At 73.3% G+C, this 18044-nt stretch carries 11 protein-coding genes and 1 riboswitch; of the genes, 6 read left to right on the top strand and 5 right to left on the bottom strand.

Annotated elements, in window-relative coordinates:
- Positions 1 to 158: 158 nt before the first annotated feature.
- From ACZ37P_RS15280 to ACZ37P_RS15270, 3 genes are read right to left on the bottom strand one after another with little or no spacing between them, the layout of a single operon-like run.
- Positions 159 to 1307 (bottom strand): VWA domain-containing protein, encoded by a 1149-nt coding sequence (locus tag ACZ37P_RS15280; protein WP_355336838.1) that lies wholly within the window; start codon positions 1305 to 1307, stop codon positions 159 to 161.
- Positions 1300 to 4125: a DUF5682 family protein gene (locus tag ACZ37P_RS15275; RefSeq protein WP_467346762.1), complete on the bottom strand. Its 2826-nt coding sequence runs from the start codon at positions 4123 to 4125 to the stop codon at positions 1300 to 1302. The genes ACZ37P_RS15280 and ACZ37P_RS15275 overlap by 8 nt, the downstream gene beginning before the upstream one ends.
- Complete coding sequence (locus ACZ37P_RS15270; RefSeq protein WP_355336836.1) at positions 4122 to 5246, bottom strand: ATP-binding protein; 1125 nt, start codon at positions 5244 to 5246, stop codon at positions 4122 to 4124. Before ACZ37P_RS15270 ends, ACZ37P_RS15275 begins: the two co-directional genes overlap by 4 nt.
- Before the next feature lie 137 nt (positions 5247 to 5383).
- Here ACZ37P_RS15270 and ACZ37P_RS15265 point away from each other — a divergent pair, with 137 nt between their 5' ends.
- On the top strand, positions 5384 to 6826 hold the full coding sequence (locus tag ACZ37P_RS15265; protein ID WP_467346759.1) for an SWIM zinc finger family protein: 1443 nt from the start codon (positions 5384 to 5386) through the stop codon (positions 6824 to 6826).
- Between the two features lie 267 nt (positions 6827 to 7093).
- Positions 7094 to 8695 carry a DUF5691 domain-containing protein gene (locus ACZ37P_RS15260; RefSeq protein WP_467346758.1) on the top strand — a complete coding sequence of 534 codons (1602 nt, stop codon included), beginning with the start codon at positions 7094 to 7096 and terminating at the stop codon, positions 8693 to 8695.
- Between the two features lie 104 nt (positions 8696 to 8799).
- Here the strand turns inward: ACZ37P_RS15260 and ACZ37P_RS15255 are convergent, their stop codons facing one another.
- Positions 8800 to 9213 carry a cobalamin B12-binding domain-containing protein gene (locus ACZ37P_RS15255; protein WP_355336833.1) on the bottom strand — a complete coding sequence of 138 codons (414 nt, stop codon included), beginning with the start codon at positions 9211 to 9213 and terminating at the stop codon, positions 8800 to 8802.
- Between the two features lie 369 nt (positions 9214 to 9582).
- On the opposite strand from ACZ37P_RS15255, the gene ACZ37P_RS15250 reads away from it, so the two are divergent.
- Both ACZ37P_RS15250 and ACZ37P_RS15245 read left to right on the top strand, forming a co-directional pair.
- Positions 9583 to 10524 (top strand): esterase/lipase family protein, encoded by a 942-nt coding sequence (locus ACZ37P_RS15250; RefSeq protein ID WP_467346756.1) that lies wholly within the window; start codon positions 9583 to 9585, stop codon positions 10522 to 10524.
- A gap of 139 nt (positions 10525 to 10663) precedes the next feature.
- Entirely contained in the window at positions 10664 to 12220 is a 1557-nt protein-coding gene (locus ACZ37P_RS15245) for a M23 family metallopeptidase (RefSeq protein WP_467346755.1), read from the top strand.
- A 334-nt stretch (positions 12221 to 12554) separates the two neighbouring features.
- Here the strand turns inward: ACZ37P_RS15245 and pcrA are convergent, their stop codons facing one another.
- The gene (gene pcrA, locus ACZ37P_RS15240; protein ID WP_391163378.1) at positions 12555 to 15023 is read right to left on the bottom strand and encodes a DNA helicase PcrA; all 2469 of its coding nucleotides are present in this window, start codon (positions 15021 to 15023) and stop codon (positions 12555 to 12557) included.
- 343 nt (positions 15024 to 15366) lie between these two features.
- Here pcrA and ACZ37P_RS15235 point away from each other — a divergent pair, with 343 nt between their 5' ends.
- Together ACZ37P_RS15235 and ACZ37P_RS15230 are read left to right on the top strand one after the other, a co-directional pair.
- Positions 15367 to 16488, top strand: coding sequence for a C40 family peptidase (locus ACZ37P_RS15235; protein ID WP_402711172.1), 1122 nt, complete (start codon positions 15367 to 15369; stop codon positions 16486 to 16488).
- A 166-nt stretch (positions 16489 to 16654) separates the two neighbouring features.
- Positions 16655 to 16808: riboswitch (cyclic di-AMP (ydaO/yuaA leader) on the top strand.
- A gap of 8 nt (positions 16809 to 16816) precedes the next feature.
- Positions 16817 to 17902: a C40 family peptidase gene (locus ACZ37P_RS15230; RefSeq protein ID WP_467346753.1), complete on the top strand. Its 1086-nt coding sequence runs from the start codon at positions 16817 to 16819 to the stop codon at positions 17900 to 17902.
- Positions 17903 to 18044 lie beyond the last annotated feature (142 nt).

Below are 18044 nucleotides of genomic sequence, written 5' to 3'. Positions count from 1 at the left end.
GACTGCACTGTCACAAGGGAAGCGCACACGGTGACCGAGTACGCGGCATGTCCGTCTCGCAGGTTATCGCCGAGGGCGGTGACGGGCTAAATCGCAGATCACATGTGGGCGGTGAGAACGGTCACAGATCACCGTCCGGGTCCGTTCCCGATCGTCGTTCACGCCTCCGGTATCGGAATCGGGCGTTTCTCGATCGCCGCTGCCATCACATCGGGAAAGAGGTCGGGGGTGCAGGCGAACGCCGGAGCGCCGAGGGCGGCGAGCGCGGCGGCGTGGTCGTGGTCGTAGGCGGGCGCGCCCTCGTCGGACAGCGCGAGCAGCGCCACGAACTGGACGCCGGCCGCCTTCATGGCCGCCACCCGCTTCAGCATCTCGTCGCGGATACCGCCCTCGTAGAGATCGCTGATCAGTACGACGACGGTTTCGGCCGGACGGGTGATCAGGCCCTGGCAGTACGCGAGCGCCCGGTTGATGTCGGTGCCGCCGCCGAGCTGGGTGCCGAACAGCACGTCGACCGGGTCGTCCAGCTCGTCGGTGAGGTCGACCACGGCGGTGTCGAAGACGACGAGCTTGGTGGCGATCGAGCGCATCGAGGCCAGGACGGCGCCGAAGACGGACGCGTAGACGACGGAGGCGGCCATCGAACCCGACTGGTCGATGCAGAGGACGACGTCCTTCTTCACCGCCTGGTCGGCGCGGCCGTAACCGATCAGCCGCTCGGGCACGACGGTGCCGTGCTCGGGCAGGTAGTTCTTGAGGTTGGCGCGGATCGTGCGGTTCCAGTCGATGTCCCGGTGCCGGGGGCGGCTGACCCGCGCCGAGCGGTCGAGCGCGCCGGTGAGGGTGGCGCGGGTCCGGGTGGCGAGCCGCTTCTCCAGGTCGTCCACGACCTTGCGGACCACCATCCGCGCCGTCTCCTTGGTGGTGTCGGGCATCGCCTTGTTCAGCGACAGCAGCGTGCCGACCAGGTGCACGTCGGCCTCCACGGCCTCCAGCATCTCCGGCTCCAGCAGCAGCGCCGACAGCCCGAGCCGGTCGATCGCGTCCCGCTGCATCACCTGGACGACGGAGCTGGGGAAGTACGTACGGATGTCGCCGAGCCAGCGGGCCACTTGCGGCGCGGAGCCGCCGAGGCCCGCCGAACGGTCGGCCCCGCGCCCCGAGGCGCTGCCCGTGCCGCCGTACAGCGCGCCGAGGGTACGGTCCATCGCCGCGTCCCTGCCGGTCAGTTCGCACCCGGTGCCGTCGGCGCCCCCGCCGCCGAGCACGAGCCGCCAGCGGCGCAGCCGCTCATCGGTGTCAGTCATCTGCCTGGTCCCCCTCGTTGGTCAGCCTGGCGGCGAGATCGGTCGTGGTGGTCGTGCCCAGCAGCAGCCGGACGGTGTGCAGGACGGCGTCGGCGCGGGCCGCGTCGAGGCCGGTGCCGAAGCCGGGCAGGCCCGGGTCCGCCGCGGTGGCCGGGCGGCGCGCCGCCGAGGGGCCGCGCCGCACCAACTCCCCCACGCTGCGCCGCACTCCGGTCTCGAAGTCCGCGAAGGTCCGCCGCAGCAGGGGCAGCACGTCGTTGAACGCCGTCGCCGGTACGGCCGCCAGCCAGCCGTCGACCAGCGCCAGCAGCCGCTCGTCGTGCACCAGCAGCATCCCGCCGCCGGACAGGAACCCCTCGATCCACGCGGCCCCCTCCGCGGGCCCCGTCCCCGGCGACAGCGCCAGCCCCATCAGCCGCGCCGCGTCCTCCGCCTCGATCCGCCCGTCGTCCATGAGCAGCCGCGTCGCGGCCCCCCGCAGCAGCCCGGGTATCGCCCCGTCCCGCTCGGCCAACCCCCGCAGCGTCCCCGCCCACCGCTCCCGAAGGTCCCCCTCAGAAGCATTCCCCCGCCCCCGCGCGCTGGCCCCGGAGACCAGCGCGGTGCCGGAGGCGGGTGCGGTGCCGGAGGCGGGTGCGGGTGCGGTGCCGGGCGCGGGTGCGGTGCCGGAGGCGGGCTCGGAGTCGGGTGCGGGTGCGTCCGTCTGCGCCGGGCCAACCGCCGGTCCTGGGGTGACCGCAGGGTGCGGGGCCGGGGAGGGGAGGAGGCCGATCGCGCGGTGGACCTCGTCCATGTGGGTGCGCAGCGCCGCCGCGCCGTCGGCGTCGAGGCCGACGCAGGCCGGGGGGAAGCCGACGCAGATACGGGAGGCCAGACCCTCCGCGACCTCGCCGAGGGCGGCGGAGTCGGTGCCGCGGACGTCGCCGTAGCGGACGGCACGGACCAGCGCGGGCAGCGCGGCGGCGAGGTGGGAGACGTCGGCGTCGAGCGCGGCGCGGTCGGCGAGGACGCGCATGACGACGGGGAGCGCGTCGGACAGCCCGGCGAGCAGGCACTGTTCGGCGACCGAGGTGACGGCGGCCAGCGCGTCGCTGTGCACGGCGGCGTCCTCGGCCTTGGCCGTGGCGGCCGACCCCACGGTGGTGCCCCAGATCCCGGCCTCGGCGATCCGTACCGCCAGCTCCGGCTCCCAGCGCAGCCGCCACGTCTCACGGAAGGTGCCCTTGCCGTGCCGGGCGACGGCCGGTTCGCCCCAGCCGATGCCGAGCATCGTCAGCCGGTGCAGCAGGCGGCTGCGGCCCGCGTCCATCTCCTTGCGCAGGTCCAGCTCCAGCTCCTTCTCCAGCGCCTCGGGCTTGAGCCGGAGCCTGCGCTGCTCGCGGGCGAGGTCACGGGCGAGCGGCACCGCGGGCGCGTCCGGCGGGACTTCGCCGAGCACGTCGCCGACGACCAGCCGGTCCTGGATCAGCGCGAGCGGCACGTCGGAGCCGTCGCACATCACCGCGCGGACCGCGTCGGTGGTCTCGCCGAGACCGGCCAGCGGGCGGCCCCGCATCGCGGCGAGCGTGTCGGCCAGCCGTACCGCCTCGATGACGTGGGCCGAGGAGACCGGCAGGTCCTCCTCCCTGAGCAGCCCCGCCACCTTCGTCATCCAGCGGGTCACCGGGCGGTCCCGCGCGGTGAACAGGTGCCGGTACCAGCCCGGCGAGTCGATGCCCGCGCCGTATCCGCTGGCCCTGGCCAGCCGCCGGTGGGTCCACGGCACCCAGGTCGTCTCGACCTTCGCCTTGGGCAGGCCCTTGAGGAGCTGCCGGTCGGCGGTGGCCGTCGTCCGCTCGGTGAGGGCGGGCACGTGCCAGGCGCCGCAGACCACCGCCGTCCGCTCGTACGCCTTGCGCGCCTCGCGGACCCGCAGCCGCATGTGGGCCTCGCGCAGCGGGTCCTGGGCGTGGCCGCCGTCGCCGTAGGTCTCGCGGATCGCCGCCATGGCCTCGGCGAGCGCCGCGAAGGGGACGAGCGGGTCGCCGTCGCCGTCCGCCGTGCCGCCCCGGTGCTCGACCGCGTCCTCCCACCAGCGCTCCGGGTCGTCGTACCCGGCGGCCCTGGCGAGGACGGCCAGCGGGTCGATCCGCGCGGCAGCCGCCGCCCCGCCGTCGTCCGTATCCCCTCCGGCCGCCTCCCCCTCGGCGGGCTGCTCCTCTTCCTCTCCTTCTCGCACCGGCCCCCGTACCGGCCCTTCCGCGTCCGGGTCGCCGACCGCGGCCTCCTCTTCCTCCGCGGCGGCGCGCAGCGCGAGGGTGTGCGCGGCCGGGAGGTCGATGAAGCGGACGTCGGCGCCCGCCCGCGCGGCCCACCGGATCGCCACCCACTCGGGCGAGAATTCGGCGAAGGGCCAGAACCCGGCCCGCGCCGGGTCGTCCACCACGTGCGCCAGCAGCGCGACGGGCGGGCGCATCGCGGGGTCGGCGGCCAGCGCGAGCAGCGCGTCGGCCTCCGGCGGCCCCTCGATGAGCACGGCCTGCGGCCGGTACGCGTCGAGCGCGGCCCGCACCGCCCGCGCGGACCCGGGCCCGTGGTGCCGTACTCCGAGCAGTACGAGGTCGTCGCCGTAGTGGCCGCCCGCACCGCCGCGGACGACGGCGGCGGGCACCGCCCCGGCCCGGAGTCCTTCCGCCGTGCGGTCCTCCGGCCCGCCGCCGGCCGCCGTCGCACCGTCCTCCGCGCGACCGGGCGCCGCCGTACCGTCAGCGGCCCGCGTGCCGCCCGCCGCGCGGTCACCCGTCGTCGTGCCGCCGATGGCGGCGTCCATGACCGTCATGCCGACACCTCGCGGCAGGCGCGGTAGAAGTCCTTCCAGCCGTCCCGCTCGCGGACGACCGTCTCCAGATACTCGTGCCAGATCAGCCGGTCGGCGGCCGGGTCGCGGACGACCGCGCCGAGGATGCCCGCGGCGACGTCACCGGCCCGCAGCACGCCGTCCCCGAAGTGGGCCGCGAGCGCGAGGCCGTTGGTGACCACGGAGATCGCCTCGGCCGTGGAGAGCGTGCCCGAGGGGGACTTGAGCTTGGTGCGGCCGTCCTCGGTGACGCCGCCGCGCAGTTCGCGGAAGACGGTGACGACCCGGCGGATCTCGGTGGCGCCCTCCGGGGCGGCCGGAAGGTCGAGGCCGCGGCCGAGCTGGTCGACCCGGCGGGAGACGATGTCGATCTCGTCCTCGGCGGAGGCGGGCAGCGGCAGCACGACCGTGTTGAAGCGGCGGCGCAGCGCGCTGGAGAGGTCGTTGACCCCGCGGTCGCGGTCGTTGGCGGTCGCGATGAGGTTGAAGCCGCGTACGGCCTGTGTCTCGGCGCCCAACTCCGGTATCGGCAGGGTCTTCTCGGACAGGATCGTGATCAACGAGTCCTGGACGTCCGCCGGGATGCGGGTCAGCTCCTCGACGCGCGCGAGCCGGCCCTCGGCCATCGCCCGCATGACGGGGCTGGGCACCAGCGCGTCCCTGCTGGGGCCGTTGGTGAGGAGCTGCGCGTAGTTCCACCCGTAGCGGATGGCCTCCTCGGGGGTGCCCGCGGTGCCCTGCACCAGCAGGGTCGAGTCGCCGCTGATCGCGGCGGCGAGGTGTTCCGACACCCAGGTCTTCGCGGTGCCCGGCACGCCGAGCAGCAGCAGCGCCCGGTCGGTGGCGAGCGTGGTCACGGCCACCTCGACGATCCGCCGCGGGCCCACGTACTTCGGTGTGACGACCGTGCCGTCGGGCAGTGTCCCGCCGAGCAGGTAGGTGGCCACGGCCCAGGGCGAGAGATTCCACCGGGCGGGGCGCGGCCGGTCGTCCGCCGCGGCGAGCGCCTTGAGCTCGTCCGCGAACGCGTCCTCCGCGTGCGGCCTCAGGGCCTGCTCGGCGCCGGTGCCGCTGTCGGTCTCGGCACCCGTCGTACCGGTCATGGCTCTCCCCCACTCATCCGTCGGACCCGCGTGGTCCGAGCTGTTCTCCACGATGCACCCGACCACTGACAATCGGTCACAGCGCGCGATCCGCGCAGGTCAGAGCGATTGTCAGTGGGGGGTTCTACCTTCGGGGCATGGAGACGGAAGCACGGTGGACAGCGGATCAGGTCCTGGCGCTCGCGCCTGACGCCGCATCACGCAAGGCGGGCGCGCGGCTCGCCACACCCGCGCCGTGGTCCGGTGCGGGGACGGCCGGCGGCGCGGTGTGGGGGCTGTGCGCGGGCAGCGGCAGCAAGCCGTACCAGACGGTCGTGGATGTGAACGGGCCCGCGTACCGGTGCAGTTGCCCGAGCCGGAAATTCCCGTGCAAGCACGCGCTCGGACTGCTGCTGCTGTGGTCCGAGGGCGGGGCGGGGCCGGTCGGCGCGGGGGACGTGCCGGAGTGGGCCGAGCAGTGGATCGACGCCCGGCGGAAGAAGGCCGAGACGGTGGCCGAGACGGCCGCGGTCCGGGCGGAGTCGGGCCCCGCGGACCCGACGGCGGCGCGGCGGCGGGCCGAGCGGCGCGCGGTCCGCGTCGAGGGCGGGGCCGCCGAGCTGGAACAGCGGCTCACCGACCTGCTGCGGGGCGGGCTCGCGGGCGCGGACCGCGCGGGCTATCAGCAGTGGGACGAGATCGCGGCCCGCATGGTCGACGCGCAGGCGCCGGGACTGGCCACGCGGGTGCGGGAGTTGGGGACGGTGGTCGCGGCGGGCGGCGACTGGCCGTCGCGGATGCTGGAGGAGACGGCGCTGCTGCATCTGCTGGCGCGCGGCTTCCTCGGCCGCCAGGGGCTGCCGGGGCCCCTGGCCGACACAGTCAGGTCGCGGGTCGGATTCACCGTCGACACGGCGGAGTTGCTGGCCGGGCCGACCGTCCGCGGCCACTGGCAGGTCCTCGCGCAGTACGACAGCGCGGACGAGCGGCTGACGACTCGGCGGATCTGGCTGTACGACCGGGAGCCCGGCCGTTTCGCGCTGCTCCTGTCCTTCGGGGCGGTCGGCCGCGCGCCCGAACTTGCCCTGCCGGTGGGCGCGGTGCTCGACGCGGAGCTGGCCTACCACCCGGCGGCGCTGCCGTTGCGGGCCGCGCTCGGCGCCCGGCACGGCACGGTCGGCGCGGGCGGCGGCCCCTCCGGCGGCGGAACGGGGGGCGGTACGGGCGGCGGCCCCTCCGGCGGCGGTACGGGGGGCGGTACGGGCGGCGGCCCCTCCGGCGGCGGTACGGGCGGCGCACCGGTCGGGACCGGGATCGACGCGGCGCTCGCGTCCTACGGCAGCGCGCTCGCGGACGATCCCTGGCTCGACGCGTGGCCCGTCGTCCTGTCGGGAGTCGTCCCCATACCGGGGCCGAACCGCTGGCAACTGGCGCACAGGGAAGGGCAGGACGCCGTCCCGCTCACCCCGGCCACCACCGGCCTGTGGCGCCTCGCCTCGGTCTCCGGCGGCCACCCGGTCACCGTCTTCGGTGAGTTGGGTCCGACGGGCCTGCGCGCGCTGGCGGTCTGGCCGGACGGCGGGGAGACGGTGCCGCTCTAACCGCGCCGGAAGCGCGGGGGGCCCAGAGCAGGGCCCGGCGTGGAACGCACGGTTTACGGGGGGACGGGTACGGGGGCGCGGGGCGGCCCGCCCGGGGGACGGTGCGCGACTGCGGAGGGGGCAGCCGCGCGCGGGAACCCGGCGGGCCGGACCCGGCCGGAGCAGCGGCATCAGGCATCAGCGGGATCAGCGGCATCAGCGCAGGGGAAGCGGACGACGCGGAGGAGATCCGCGAGGCGACGTCGTGGAGTGCGAAGGGGGAATGTGATGAGCATCGGTTGGGACGATCTAGTCGGCAGCGCGCTGCTGGGCACCGAGCGGCGGCGGCCCGCGATCGTGGCGGGCGACGCGGACGAGGCGGCGGCGGGGCTGCTGGACGCGGCGGCGGCCGGGGTGGTGCGGCGGCGTGCCGGTGTACGGCCGGGGGTGGCTCGGGAGCGGCCGGAATTGGCGCCGCCCGACACACGACGGCCGCTGCCCGAGGCCGCCCGGCAGCGGCTGGACCGGCTGCTGACGGACCGCACCGGCGGCGGTTCCGGCAACCGGCGGGGGTCGGCGCCGAATCTGGCCGAGCTGCTGCCGCAGTGGCTCGCGGAGGCCAACCTCCTCGGGTACGGGGCGCCGCCCGCGCTGCTGCCCGCACTGCTGGACGCCGCCAGGGCGCGGACGGACCTGCGGACGGACGCGGTGGCGCTGGCGGGACCGCGCGGGCTGTGGCTGGCCGGGCTGAATCCGGACTGGAAGTTCGTGCTGCGCTCGGGCCACCGGGGCCTGGCGGCGGTGCCCGAGGACCCGGACGCGGCCGGACGGCTGTGGGAGGAGGGCCTGTTCGCGGAGCGGGTCGCGCTGCTCACCCGGATCAGGCTGGCCGACCCGGCCCGCGCGCTGGCGCTGCTGGTGTCCACCTGGAGCGGCGAGCGGGCCGAGGACCGGCTGATGTTCCTGGACTCGCTGCGGGTGGGCCTGTCGGGGGCCGACGAGCCCTTCCTGGAACAGGCGTTGACCGACCGCAGCCGCAATGTCCGCTCGACGGCGGCCGAGTTGCTGGCCGCGCTGCCCGAGTCGGCGCTGGCCGGGCGGATGGCGGACCGGGCCAGGAGCTGTGTGTCGCTGGGCCCCGACGGCATCACGGTGGAGGCGCCGTACGAGTGCGACGCGGGGATGGAACGGGACGGGGTGGCGCCCAAGCCGCCGAGCGGGCGTGGTGAAAGGGCCTGGTGGCTGGGCCAGTTGGTGGACGCGGCGCCGCTGGCGACCTGGGGCGCGCGGTTCGGCGACCGCGACCCGGAACAGATCATCGCCCTCCCGGTCCTGGACGACTGGCAGGCCGATCTGCACGCCGCCTGGTGCCGGGCGGCGGTACGGCAGCACGACACGGGCTGGGCGCGGGCCCTGCTCGGCCCTCCCCCGGCGCCGTCCTCGCCGGTGGCGGCGGTCGGCGACCCGGCGAAGCTGCTGTCGATCCTGCCGGAGGACGAACGGGCCACGTGGGTGGCGGAGTTCATCGCCACGCACGGGCTGTCCGAGGCGTTCCAGATGCTGGGCGTGTGCGCGGTGCCGTGGTCGGAGCCGCTGGGCCGGGCCGTGGTCGACGCCCTGGACATCGCGCGGGACGCGGGCAGTTACCCGTGGAGCTTCAGCGGTGTGATGGGTCTGGCGGAGCGCTGTCTCGATCCGGCGGCGGCCGACCAGGTCGGGGTGCTCAGCGCGGCGGCTGAGGAGCCGCCGGACGGTTCGCCGGGCGCGGGCGCGTACTGGTCGGAGGCGTTCCAGCGGCTGACGGGCACGCTGCGGCTGCGCGCGGTGATGCTGGCCGAGCTGCGCGGCGAGGCCACCGCCCCCGGGGCGCCGGGGGACGGGGGTGAGTGATCATGCGGACGGTACGGCGGGCGGTGCGCACCGTGGCCCGGGCGCTCCGGGGCCTGGCGCGGCTCGGAGGGCCCGGCGGGCTCGGGCGGACGGGGCGGCGGCGGTCAGGCGCCGGTGGCCTGGTGGACGTTGGCGCGCACCCAGTCCACGGCGGCCGTGGTCGGGGTGCCGGGGGTGAAGATCGCGGCGACGCCGAGTTCCTTGAGGGGCGCGATGTCGGCCTCGGGGATGATGCCGCCGCCGAAGACCTTGATGTCCAGGGCGTCGCGCTCCTTGAGCAGTTCGAGGACCTTCGCGAAGAGCGTCATATGGGCGCCGGACAGGATCGACAGGCCGATCGCGTCGGCGTCCTCCTGGATGGCGGTGTCGACGACCTGCTCGGGCGTCTGGTGCAGGCCGGTGTAGATGACCTCCATACCGGCGTCCCGCAGGGCGCGGGCGATGACCTTGGCCCCGCGATCGTGGCCGTCGAGACCCGGCTTGGCCACCACCACGCGGATCGGACCGGACACTCCCATCACTGCCTCCATGCGTACGGCTCGCGGGCCGGGAATTCGGGGCTGCGGTCGCGGAGAGCGTCCCACAGTGTGAACGAACGTTATCGCCCCGCTCCGCCGCCCGACAGTTTCGCGGGACCCAGGGAGGGGGAAATCACACAGTGGGACACATTCACCACGGGTGGGACCCCGGGAAACGGCTCGTCACGGTGTGGGACACGCCGGAGCCGTCGCTCACCGGTCCGGCCCGCTGTGGAGGAGCCGCTGCCAGGATGCCGTGTTCCCGCGCTCGCAGCCGCAGAGCACGGGGACACGGCCTCCGCTCCGGCCCTCGACAGGGCACGCCGGGCCACCGGGCCGCACGGAGCGTGCCGTGACGGGAGGTGGGCCATGACCGTCGGACCAGCCGATTCGCCGGACGCCACGACACCGGCCGGCACCCCGGCCGCCACCGGCCCTCCGCGGGCCGCGGAGGACCCGCAGGCGGACCGTCCGTCCGCCGGGGCGGCGACGGCCCCGCTGGCCCGGCTGCTGCACGGCGCGGCGCTGGTCAAGGCCACCGCGTTCGACCTGGCGATCCTGGCGGGCCACCTACTGCTCTACCCCACGGGGATACTCCCCGCGCGGACGGCCGCCCCCTCACCGAAGACACCCGCGATAGGCCGGGCACCCGGCGAGGCGCTGCGGCTGCCGACCGAGGGCAGGACCCACCCGCCCGTGGTGATGCTGCACGGCTTCGTGGACAACCGGTCGGTCTTCACCCTGCTGCGCCGCTCCCTGCTGCACCACGGCTGGACACGGGTCGACGCGCTGAACTACTCACCGTTGACCTGTGACATACGCGGAGCGGCCGAGCTGCTGGGGCGGCACGTCGAGCGGATCTGCGCGGAGTCCGGGCACAGCCGGGTCGACCTGGTGGGACACAGCCTGGGCGGGCTGATCGCGCGGTACTACGTGCAGCGGCTGGGCGGTGACGCGCGGGTGCGGACGCTAGTCACGCTGGGGACGCCGCACACCGGGACCAGGGTGGTGCCGCTGCTGACGCCGCTGCCGATCGTGCGGCAGATGCGGCCCGGGTCGGCGCTGCTGGAGGAGCTGTCGCAGCCCGCGCGGGGGTGCGGGACGCGCTTTGTGTCGTTCTGGAGCGACCTCGACCAGTTGATGGTCCCGGTGGCCGCGGCGCGCCTCGAACACCCGGATCTTTCGGCGGAGAACATCCGGGTGAGCGGGATCGGCCACCTGGCACTGCCCGTGCACCGGGGTGTGGCCGCCGAGATACGGCAAGCGCTGAGCGGGAAGGAGCTCTGGAGGGGCGCGATCGACGCCGCATAACGGACACGTAACGGTCGAATATCAACCGAACACCGGGCAAGGCGGACGCCAGGTCACCGCAGAAGATTGTCGGCTCCCCGTACGGGGAGCTACAGTCACCGCTAATTCTCCTGCTGCCTAGGCGAAAGAGAAGCTGGCGGTGAACGAACGTCCTGCGTCGGGGTACGCCCCCGACTACGACGCCTACGGGTACGACGCTTATTCCACGGGCGCCTACCAGACCGTCGGCACCACCTTCGCTGACGCCGATCCGCTGTACGGCCACGCGCCCGACGCGACCGGTAGTTACGCGTATGCCCCGCAGCCCCCGCAGTACACACACGGGTACGGCTACGACACCGGTTACGGCTACGACCAGGGGCAGCCGCAGGCCCAGACCCCGGTCCAGCAGCCCCACGTACCAGCGCAGTCCCAGCCCGCCGACGCGTACGACACCGGCACGTACACCTCGTACGACACGGGCACGTACGACACGGGCGTCTACGACACCGGCATGTACGCGGCCGGGACCGGGACGTACGACACCGGGACGTATGACACCGGCGGCTACGCGGCGTACGACCCGTACGCGACGCAGGCCGCGGGGACGTACTACGACACGGGGACGTACGACAGCACGGCGTTCTACCAGCAGCCGTATCAGGAGCCGCAGGCTCCGGCCCAACAGCCGCAGCAGGACTGGGACTCGGGCGCGTATCCGACGTACGGCTACGGGTACGGCTACGACGCCAGCGGCGACACCGGTGTGTACGAGCAGATGGCGCCGGTCCACGAGGAGCCGCAGCCGCACCCGGGGGTCGAGGAGCCGGTGGCGGAACCCGCCGCGACGACGGCCGAGTTCGAGGCGGTCGACGCGGTCGAGCCCGTGACGGCGACGGCGACGGCCGAGGCGGCCCGCGACGACGAGCCCGCCGTGGAGCACGCCTACGCGGACGCGTTCCCGGCGGACGGCGAGCCGGTGGCGCGCAGCCGACGACGAAAGCCCGCCCGGCGGTCGGCGCTGCTGACCGTGGCGGTCCCCTCCGTCGCGGTGATGGGCGTGGCGGCCGTGGGCGCGGCGGCGGTCTCCGGGGTCGGCGTCGCCGAATCCTCGAAGACGCAGGCCGACGGCGGGAGCGCGGCGACGGACGCGAACGCGCCGACGACGCAGTTCGACCGGCAGCTCGCCGGGGTGAGCGCCGACGCGAACGACTTCGCGGACCGCGCGAGCCGGACGCAGGAGCGGATCGACCTCAAGGACCGCGAGGCGGCGGCGAAGAAGGCCAAGGCGGACGCGGCAGCCCGCAAGGAGGCGCTGCGGCCGAAGTTCCTGCTGCCGGTGACGGAGAAGGGCCTCAGCGCGTACTTCGGCCAGGCCGGCGTCAACTGGATGGCGCTGCACACCGGCATCGACTTCCCCGTGTCGGTGGGGACGCCGGTCATGGCGGTCACGGACGGCACCGTCCGCACGCAGTGGAACAGCTCCTACGGCAACATGGCGATCGTCACGGCGGCCGACGGCACGGAGACGTGGTACTGCCACCTCAGCAGTACGAAGATTCGCAGCGGGTCGGTCAAGGCGGGCACCGTCATCGCCTACTCCGGCAACACCGGCAACACCACCGGTCCGCACCTGCACCTCGAGGTGCGGCCCCACGGGGGGTCTCCGATCGATCCGCTGCCCTGGCTTCTGGCCCACGGGCTCGACCCCCGCTGACGCCCTGCGGGCGGGCCCACTCGCGACGTCCACCCTGCGCATGACGGTGCGCCCGTCAGGGGCGCGGCCCCTGTGCGTTCACCCTGCGGGTGGGCTGTGCCCTGTCTGGGGCGCCGGGGGCACCCCCGGCCGGAGGTTGGGGGAGGAACTGCGCGGCCGGCCGCCGCGCTCCCGCAGGTCACCACCCGCCCCGGCGGGGCAGTCCGGTTGTCCCCGGACCACCCGCCGGTGGGGGCTTGTCGCGCAGTTCCCCGCGCCCCTAAAAACCAGGCCCCGCGCAAGGTGAACCCCACGGGGGCCGCGCCCCTAAAGACCAGGCCCCGCGCGGGAGGGGCTAGAGCTTTTCTACGGGGGCGTAGCGGAGAAGAAGCTGTTTGGGGCGTTCGTCGCCGAAATCGATGGTGGCCTTTTCGTCGCCCGGCTGGCCGGTGACGGAGATGACGGTGCCGAGGCCGAACTGGTCGTGGGTGACGCGGTCGCCGACCTTGAGGGAGATGACGGGGCGGTCACCGGAGGAGCGGCGGGTGGCGAAGCCGCCGGCGGCGCCGGACCGGCCGCGGGCGGTGACGGAGGAGGCCGCGGAGGCGGACTTGGTCATGGGCCCCGAGGACCCCCCTGCGGAGCCGAGCCGCTTCCATTCGATCAGCGTCGGCGGAATCTCCTCCAGGAAGCGCGACGGCGGGTTGTAGGAGGGCTGGCCCCAGGCGCTGCGCATCGTCGAGCGGGTCAGGTAGAGCCGTTCGCGGGCGCGGGTGATGCCGACGTAGGCGAGCCGCCGCTCCTCCTCCAGCTCCTTGACCTGGCTGAGCGCCCGCATGTGCGGGAAGACGCCGTCCTCCATGCCGGTGAGGAACACCACGGGGAATTCCAGGCCCTTGGCGGTGTGCAGGGTCATGAGGGTGATGACGCCGCCGGAGTCGTCCTCGTCGGGGATCTGGTCGGAGTCGGCGACCAGCGCGACCCGTTCCAGGAAGTCGGCGAGGGTGCCCGGCTCGTCCGCGTCCCGCTCCTGCTCGAACTCCAGGGCCACGGCGGCCAGTTCCTGGAGGTTCTCCACGCGGGTCTCGTCCTGCGGGTCGGTGGACGCCTGCAACTCGGCCAGATAGCCCGTGCGTTCCAGCACGGCCTCCAGGACGACCGCGGGGCCCGCGCCGGACTCCACGATGGTGCGCAGCTCCTCCAGGAGCGTGTTGAAGCGCTTGACGGCGTTCGCCGAGCGGGCCGCCATCCCGTACGCCTCGTCCACCCGCCGCAGCGCCTGCGGGAAGGTGATCCGCTCGCGCGCGGCCAGCGCGTCGATCATCGCCTCGGCGCGGTCGCCGATGCCGCGCTTGGGCACGTTGAGGATGCGGCGCAGCGGCACGGTGTCCTCGGGGTTGGACAGCACCCGCAGATACGCCAGGACGTCGCGGACCTCGCGCCGCTCGTAGAAGCGGACGCCGCCGACGACCTTGTAGGGCAGGCCGACGCGGATGAAGACTTCCTCGAAGACACGGGACTGCGCGTTGGTGCGGTAGAAGACGGCGACGTCGCTGGGGCGGGCGTCGCCCGCGTCCGTGAGCCGGTCGATCTCCTCGGCGATGAACTGCGCTTCCTCGTGCTCCTGGTCGGCGACGTAGCCGACGATGACCGGGCCGTCGCCGGACTCGGTCCACAGGTTCTTCGCCCGCCGCCCCGCGTTGCGCTCGATGACGGCGTTGGCGGCCGTGAGGATCGTCTGCGTGGAGCGGTAGTTCTGCTCCAGCAGGATCGTGCGGGCCTGCGGGTAGTCCTCCTCGAACTGGAGGATGTTGCGGATCGTCGCGCCGCGGAAGGCGTAGATCGACTGGTCGGCGTCACCGACCACGCACAGCTCGGCCGCGTCCTCGTCCTGGTCGGTGCCGACCAGCTCGCGGACCAGCGTGTACTGGGCGATGTTGGTGTCCTGGTACTCGTCGACCAGGACGTGCCGGAAGCGCCGCCGGTAGTGCTCGGCGACGTCGGGGAACGCCTGGAGCAGATTGACGGTGGTCATGATGATGTCGTCGAAGTCCAGCGCGTTGGCGTCCCGCAGCCGCGACTGGTACATCGCGTACGCCTCGGCGAGCTTCTTCTCGAAGGGGTTCTCCGCGGTGGCCGCGAAGGTCTCCTCGTCGATCAGCTCGTTCTTCAGATTCGAGATCTTCGCGCTGAACGACTTCGGCGGGTACTGCTTGGGGTCCAGGTCGAGGTCCCGGCAGACCAGCGCCATCAGCCGCTTGGAGTCGGCGGCGTCGTAGATCGAGAACGACGAGGTGAAACCGAGCGACTTGGACTCGCGGCGCAGGATGCGCACGCACGCGCTGTGGAAGGTGGAGACCCACATCACATTGGCGCGCGGGCCGACCAGCTCCTCGACGCGCTCCTTCATCTCGCCCGCGGCCTTGTTGGTGAAGGTGATGGCGAGGATGGAGCCGGGGTGCACGTGCCGGGCGCCGAGCAGATAGGCGATCCGGTGGGTGAGCACCCGGGTCTTGCCGGAGCCCGCGCCCGCGACGATGAGCAGCGGGCCGCCCGCGTGCTCGACGGCGGCGCGCTGCTGCTCGTTGAGCCCTTCCAGGAGCTGCGCGGGGTCGGTGGCGGGCCGCGGGGCGCCGTCCCGGTAATACGCGTCCCGCCCGGTGGCCTGCGGCGGCGGTCCGTCGAACCGGCCGCCGAACAGGTCGTCCGGTACGTGCTCGCCGCCGGGGCCCCCGTCCTCCGGGGGTGGCGGAGCGGTGGGGTCGGCGGGCTCGGGGGCCACATGCAGACCGTTCAGGAAGTTGTCGTCAAAGAGGCTGCTCATCGCTCCCCGAGTCTAGAGCCCGGCACCGACAGCCCATGGCCCTTCCCCGCACAGCCCCCGGCCGCCCCCCCCATGACCCCCGTACGACGGCCCCCCGGCCGACACCCGACGGACCCTTCGCCCGGAACCCCGGCCGACACTCCCGGCCCCCGCCCAACGGCCGCCTCCGGGGCAACCACGTACCTTTACCCCGTAGTCCCGTTACCACGCACCGTGACAATGGGAAATGATTACGAAAAGGTATCGGGCCTATCGGACACCGCTCTTCCCAGCAGCCCGGAGCGTTGGCTACGGTCTCGCTCCAGCAGCGTCCGGATGGGCGTCCGAAAGGAGTCCGCGCGCCATGGCGACACACCGTAAGGCTCGCGCCGCGATCCTCAGCACCCCCGGCCCGCGTGCGGCCGTGGGGATCACGACGGCCGCGCTGGCCACCGTGACCCTCTTCGCGGAGAGCGCCAGCGCCGAGCCGGCCAAGCCGAAGCAGCCGAGCATCGCCGAGGTGAAGGCGAAGGTCGACGGGCTGACGCACCAGGCCGAGGTCGCCACGGAGAAGTACAACGGCATCAAGGAGTCGACCGACGCGCAGAACGCGAAGGTCAACCGGCTCCTGGAGCAGGCGGCGAAGAAGACGCAGGCGCTGAACGACTCGCGCCGGGTCCTCGGGCAGTACGCCGCCGCGCAGTACCGCACCGGGGGCGACGACTCGACCGGCCGCTACCTGCTGGCCACCGACCCGCAGTCGATGCTCGACCAGGTGCACCTGTCGGACGTGCTCGGCAAGCGGCAGCAGAAGGCCGTCGAGTCGTACCGGGTGCAGCAGGCCGCGGCCACGCAGCAGCGCATCGAGGCGGCCAAGAGCCTGGCGACGCTCACCACCCAGCAGGGCGAACTGCGCACCGCCAAGCGGGATGTGCAGGCCAAGCTGGGCGAGGCGCAGAAGCTGCTCAACAGCCTCAACGCGCAGGAGAAGGCGCGGCTCGCGGCGCTGCGGGCCAAGCAGGAGGAAGAGGCGCGCGTCAAGGCCGCCGCCATCGCGGCCAAGGAGAAGGCGGCGGCCGAGGCCGCGGCGAAGGCGGCGAAGGACTCCTCGACGCCGACCGTGCCGAGCACGGGTTCCTCGAAGGCCGACGACGCCATCGCCTTCGCGCGCAAGCAGCTCGGCAAGCCCTACGTGTGGGGCGCGACCGGGCCGACGTCGTACGACTGCTCGGGGCTCACCCAGGCGGCGTGGAAGGCGGCCGGGGTCGATCTGCCGCGCACGACCTGGGACCAGGTGAACGTCGGCACGCGGGTGTCGGAGTCGAATCTCCGGCCGGGTGACCTGATCTTCTTCTACAGCGACATCAGTCACGTCGGCCTCTACATCGGCGGCGGCCAGATGATCCACGCGCCGCACACCGGCACCGTGGTCAAGATCGCCCCGATTACCGAAATGCCGTTCTACGGGGCGGTCCGTCCCGCATAGTCCACCCGGCATAGTCCGACTTGTCCGGACGCCGCCGCGCTCACAAACGGTAAGATCACAAAGCGATTTCGGTCACATTGCAATCCAAACTTCCCAAGGCTCGCACAAGTTGACTACGGTAGCCCGCTAGGTGGTGAGCTTCCCCGTCGGCTGAAGAGCCGACAGCGAATCACCTCCGCTCAATCCGGCCCAGGCCGGAGCCGGGGACCCAACAGCACGTGGGGTGAATCGGAACGGACGCCGCAGCAGGCGTCGGGACCGTAGGGCGACCTTCAGCCCGAACCCGTCAGCTAACCCGGTCGGCGGTATTCGGAAGGAGTCGCCTCCCTTGGCGTCGCACCGCAAGCCGCGCAATCGCATACTGTCCACGGCCGGTCCACGGGCCGCCGTCGGGATCACCACAGCGGCCCTCGCGTCGGTCACCCTGCTCAGCGAGAGCGCCAGTGCGGCGCCCGCGAAGCCCTCGATCACCGAGGTCAAGGCGCAGATCGACCAGCTCAACCAGGACGCCGAGGTAGCGACGCAGCACTTCGACGCCGCCAAGGAGAAGACCGACAACCAGCGGGCCAAGGCCAATCAGCTCCTGGAGCAGGTCGCGCAGAAGACCGCGAAGATGAACGAGACGCGGCGGGTGCTCGGGCAGTACGCCACCGCGCAGTACCGCGACGGCGGCCTCGACCAGACGACGCAGTTGCTGCTGACGGACGACCCCCAGAAGTTCTTCGACCAGTCGCACATGATGGACCGCATCTCCACCACGCAGGAACAGGCGCTGGAGACCTTCAAGGTCCAGCAGGAGCAGGCGTCCATCCAGCGCGCGCAGGCCACCAAGAGCCTCAACGAGCTGACCAGCGCGCAGAACAAGCTCGCGGCGGCGAAGAAGAACGTCCAGACGAAGCTGGCCGCCGCGCAGAAGCTGCTCAACAGCCTCAACGCGCAGGAGCGCGCCAAGCTCGCCGCGATGCGGCCCACCGCCCCCAGCAACACCGCGGGCTCCTCGAATTCCTCGAACTCCTCGAACTCCACGGCGAGCAACGTCAGTTACACCTACAACGGCCCGGCGTCCGGCCGCGCCGCCGCCGCCATCCAGTTCGCGATGTCGCAGCGCGGCAAGCCGTACGGCTCCGGCCGCACCGGCCCCGACGCGTACGACTGCTCCGGGCTCACCCAGGCCGCCTACCGCGCCGCCGGTATCTCCATCGGCCGCACCACGTGGGACCAGGTCAAGGACGGCACGGCGGTCTCGCAGTCCGACCTGCGCCCCGGCGACCTGGTGTTCTTCTACTCCAGCATCAGCCACGTCGGCATGTACATCGGCAACGGCCAGATCGTGCACGCCCCGCACAGCGGCGCGGTCGTCGAGGTCGCCCCGATGAGCTGGATGCCCTTCGCGGCGGCCCGCCGCATCGCCTGAGCCCGCGTCCGCGGAGCCTCAGGACCGCCGGGCTCACAGCCCCGCATAGCACCCCGTGCCCGGTCGGACCTCCCGACCGGGCACTTTGGTCAGCAGGCGCGCGCATATGACCGGGTCACCCGTCGAACGGCGGTCGTTTACG

It is taken from the genome of Streptomyces sp. NPDC024632 (genome assembly GCF_055559175.1).
Note: the sequence above shows the minus strand (reverse complement) of the source record. Positions and strands in the feature narration are given on the sequence as shown.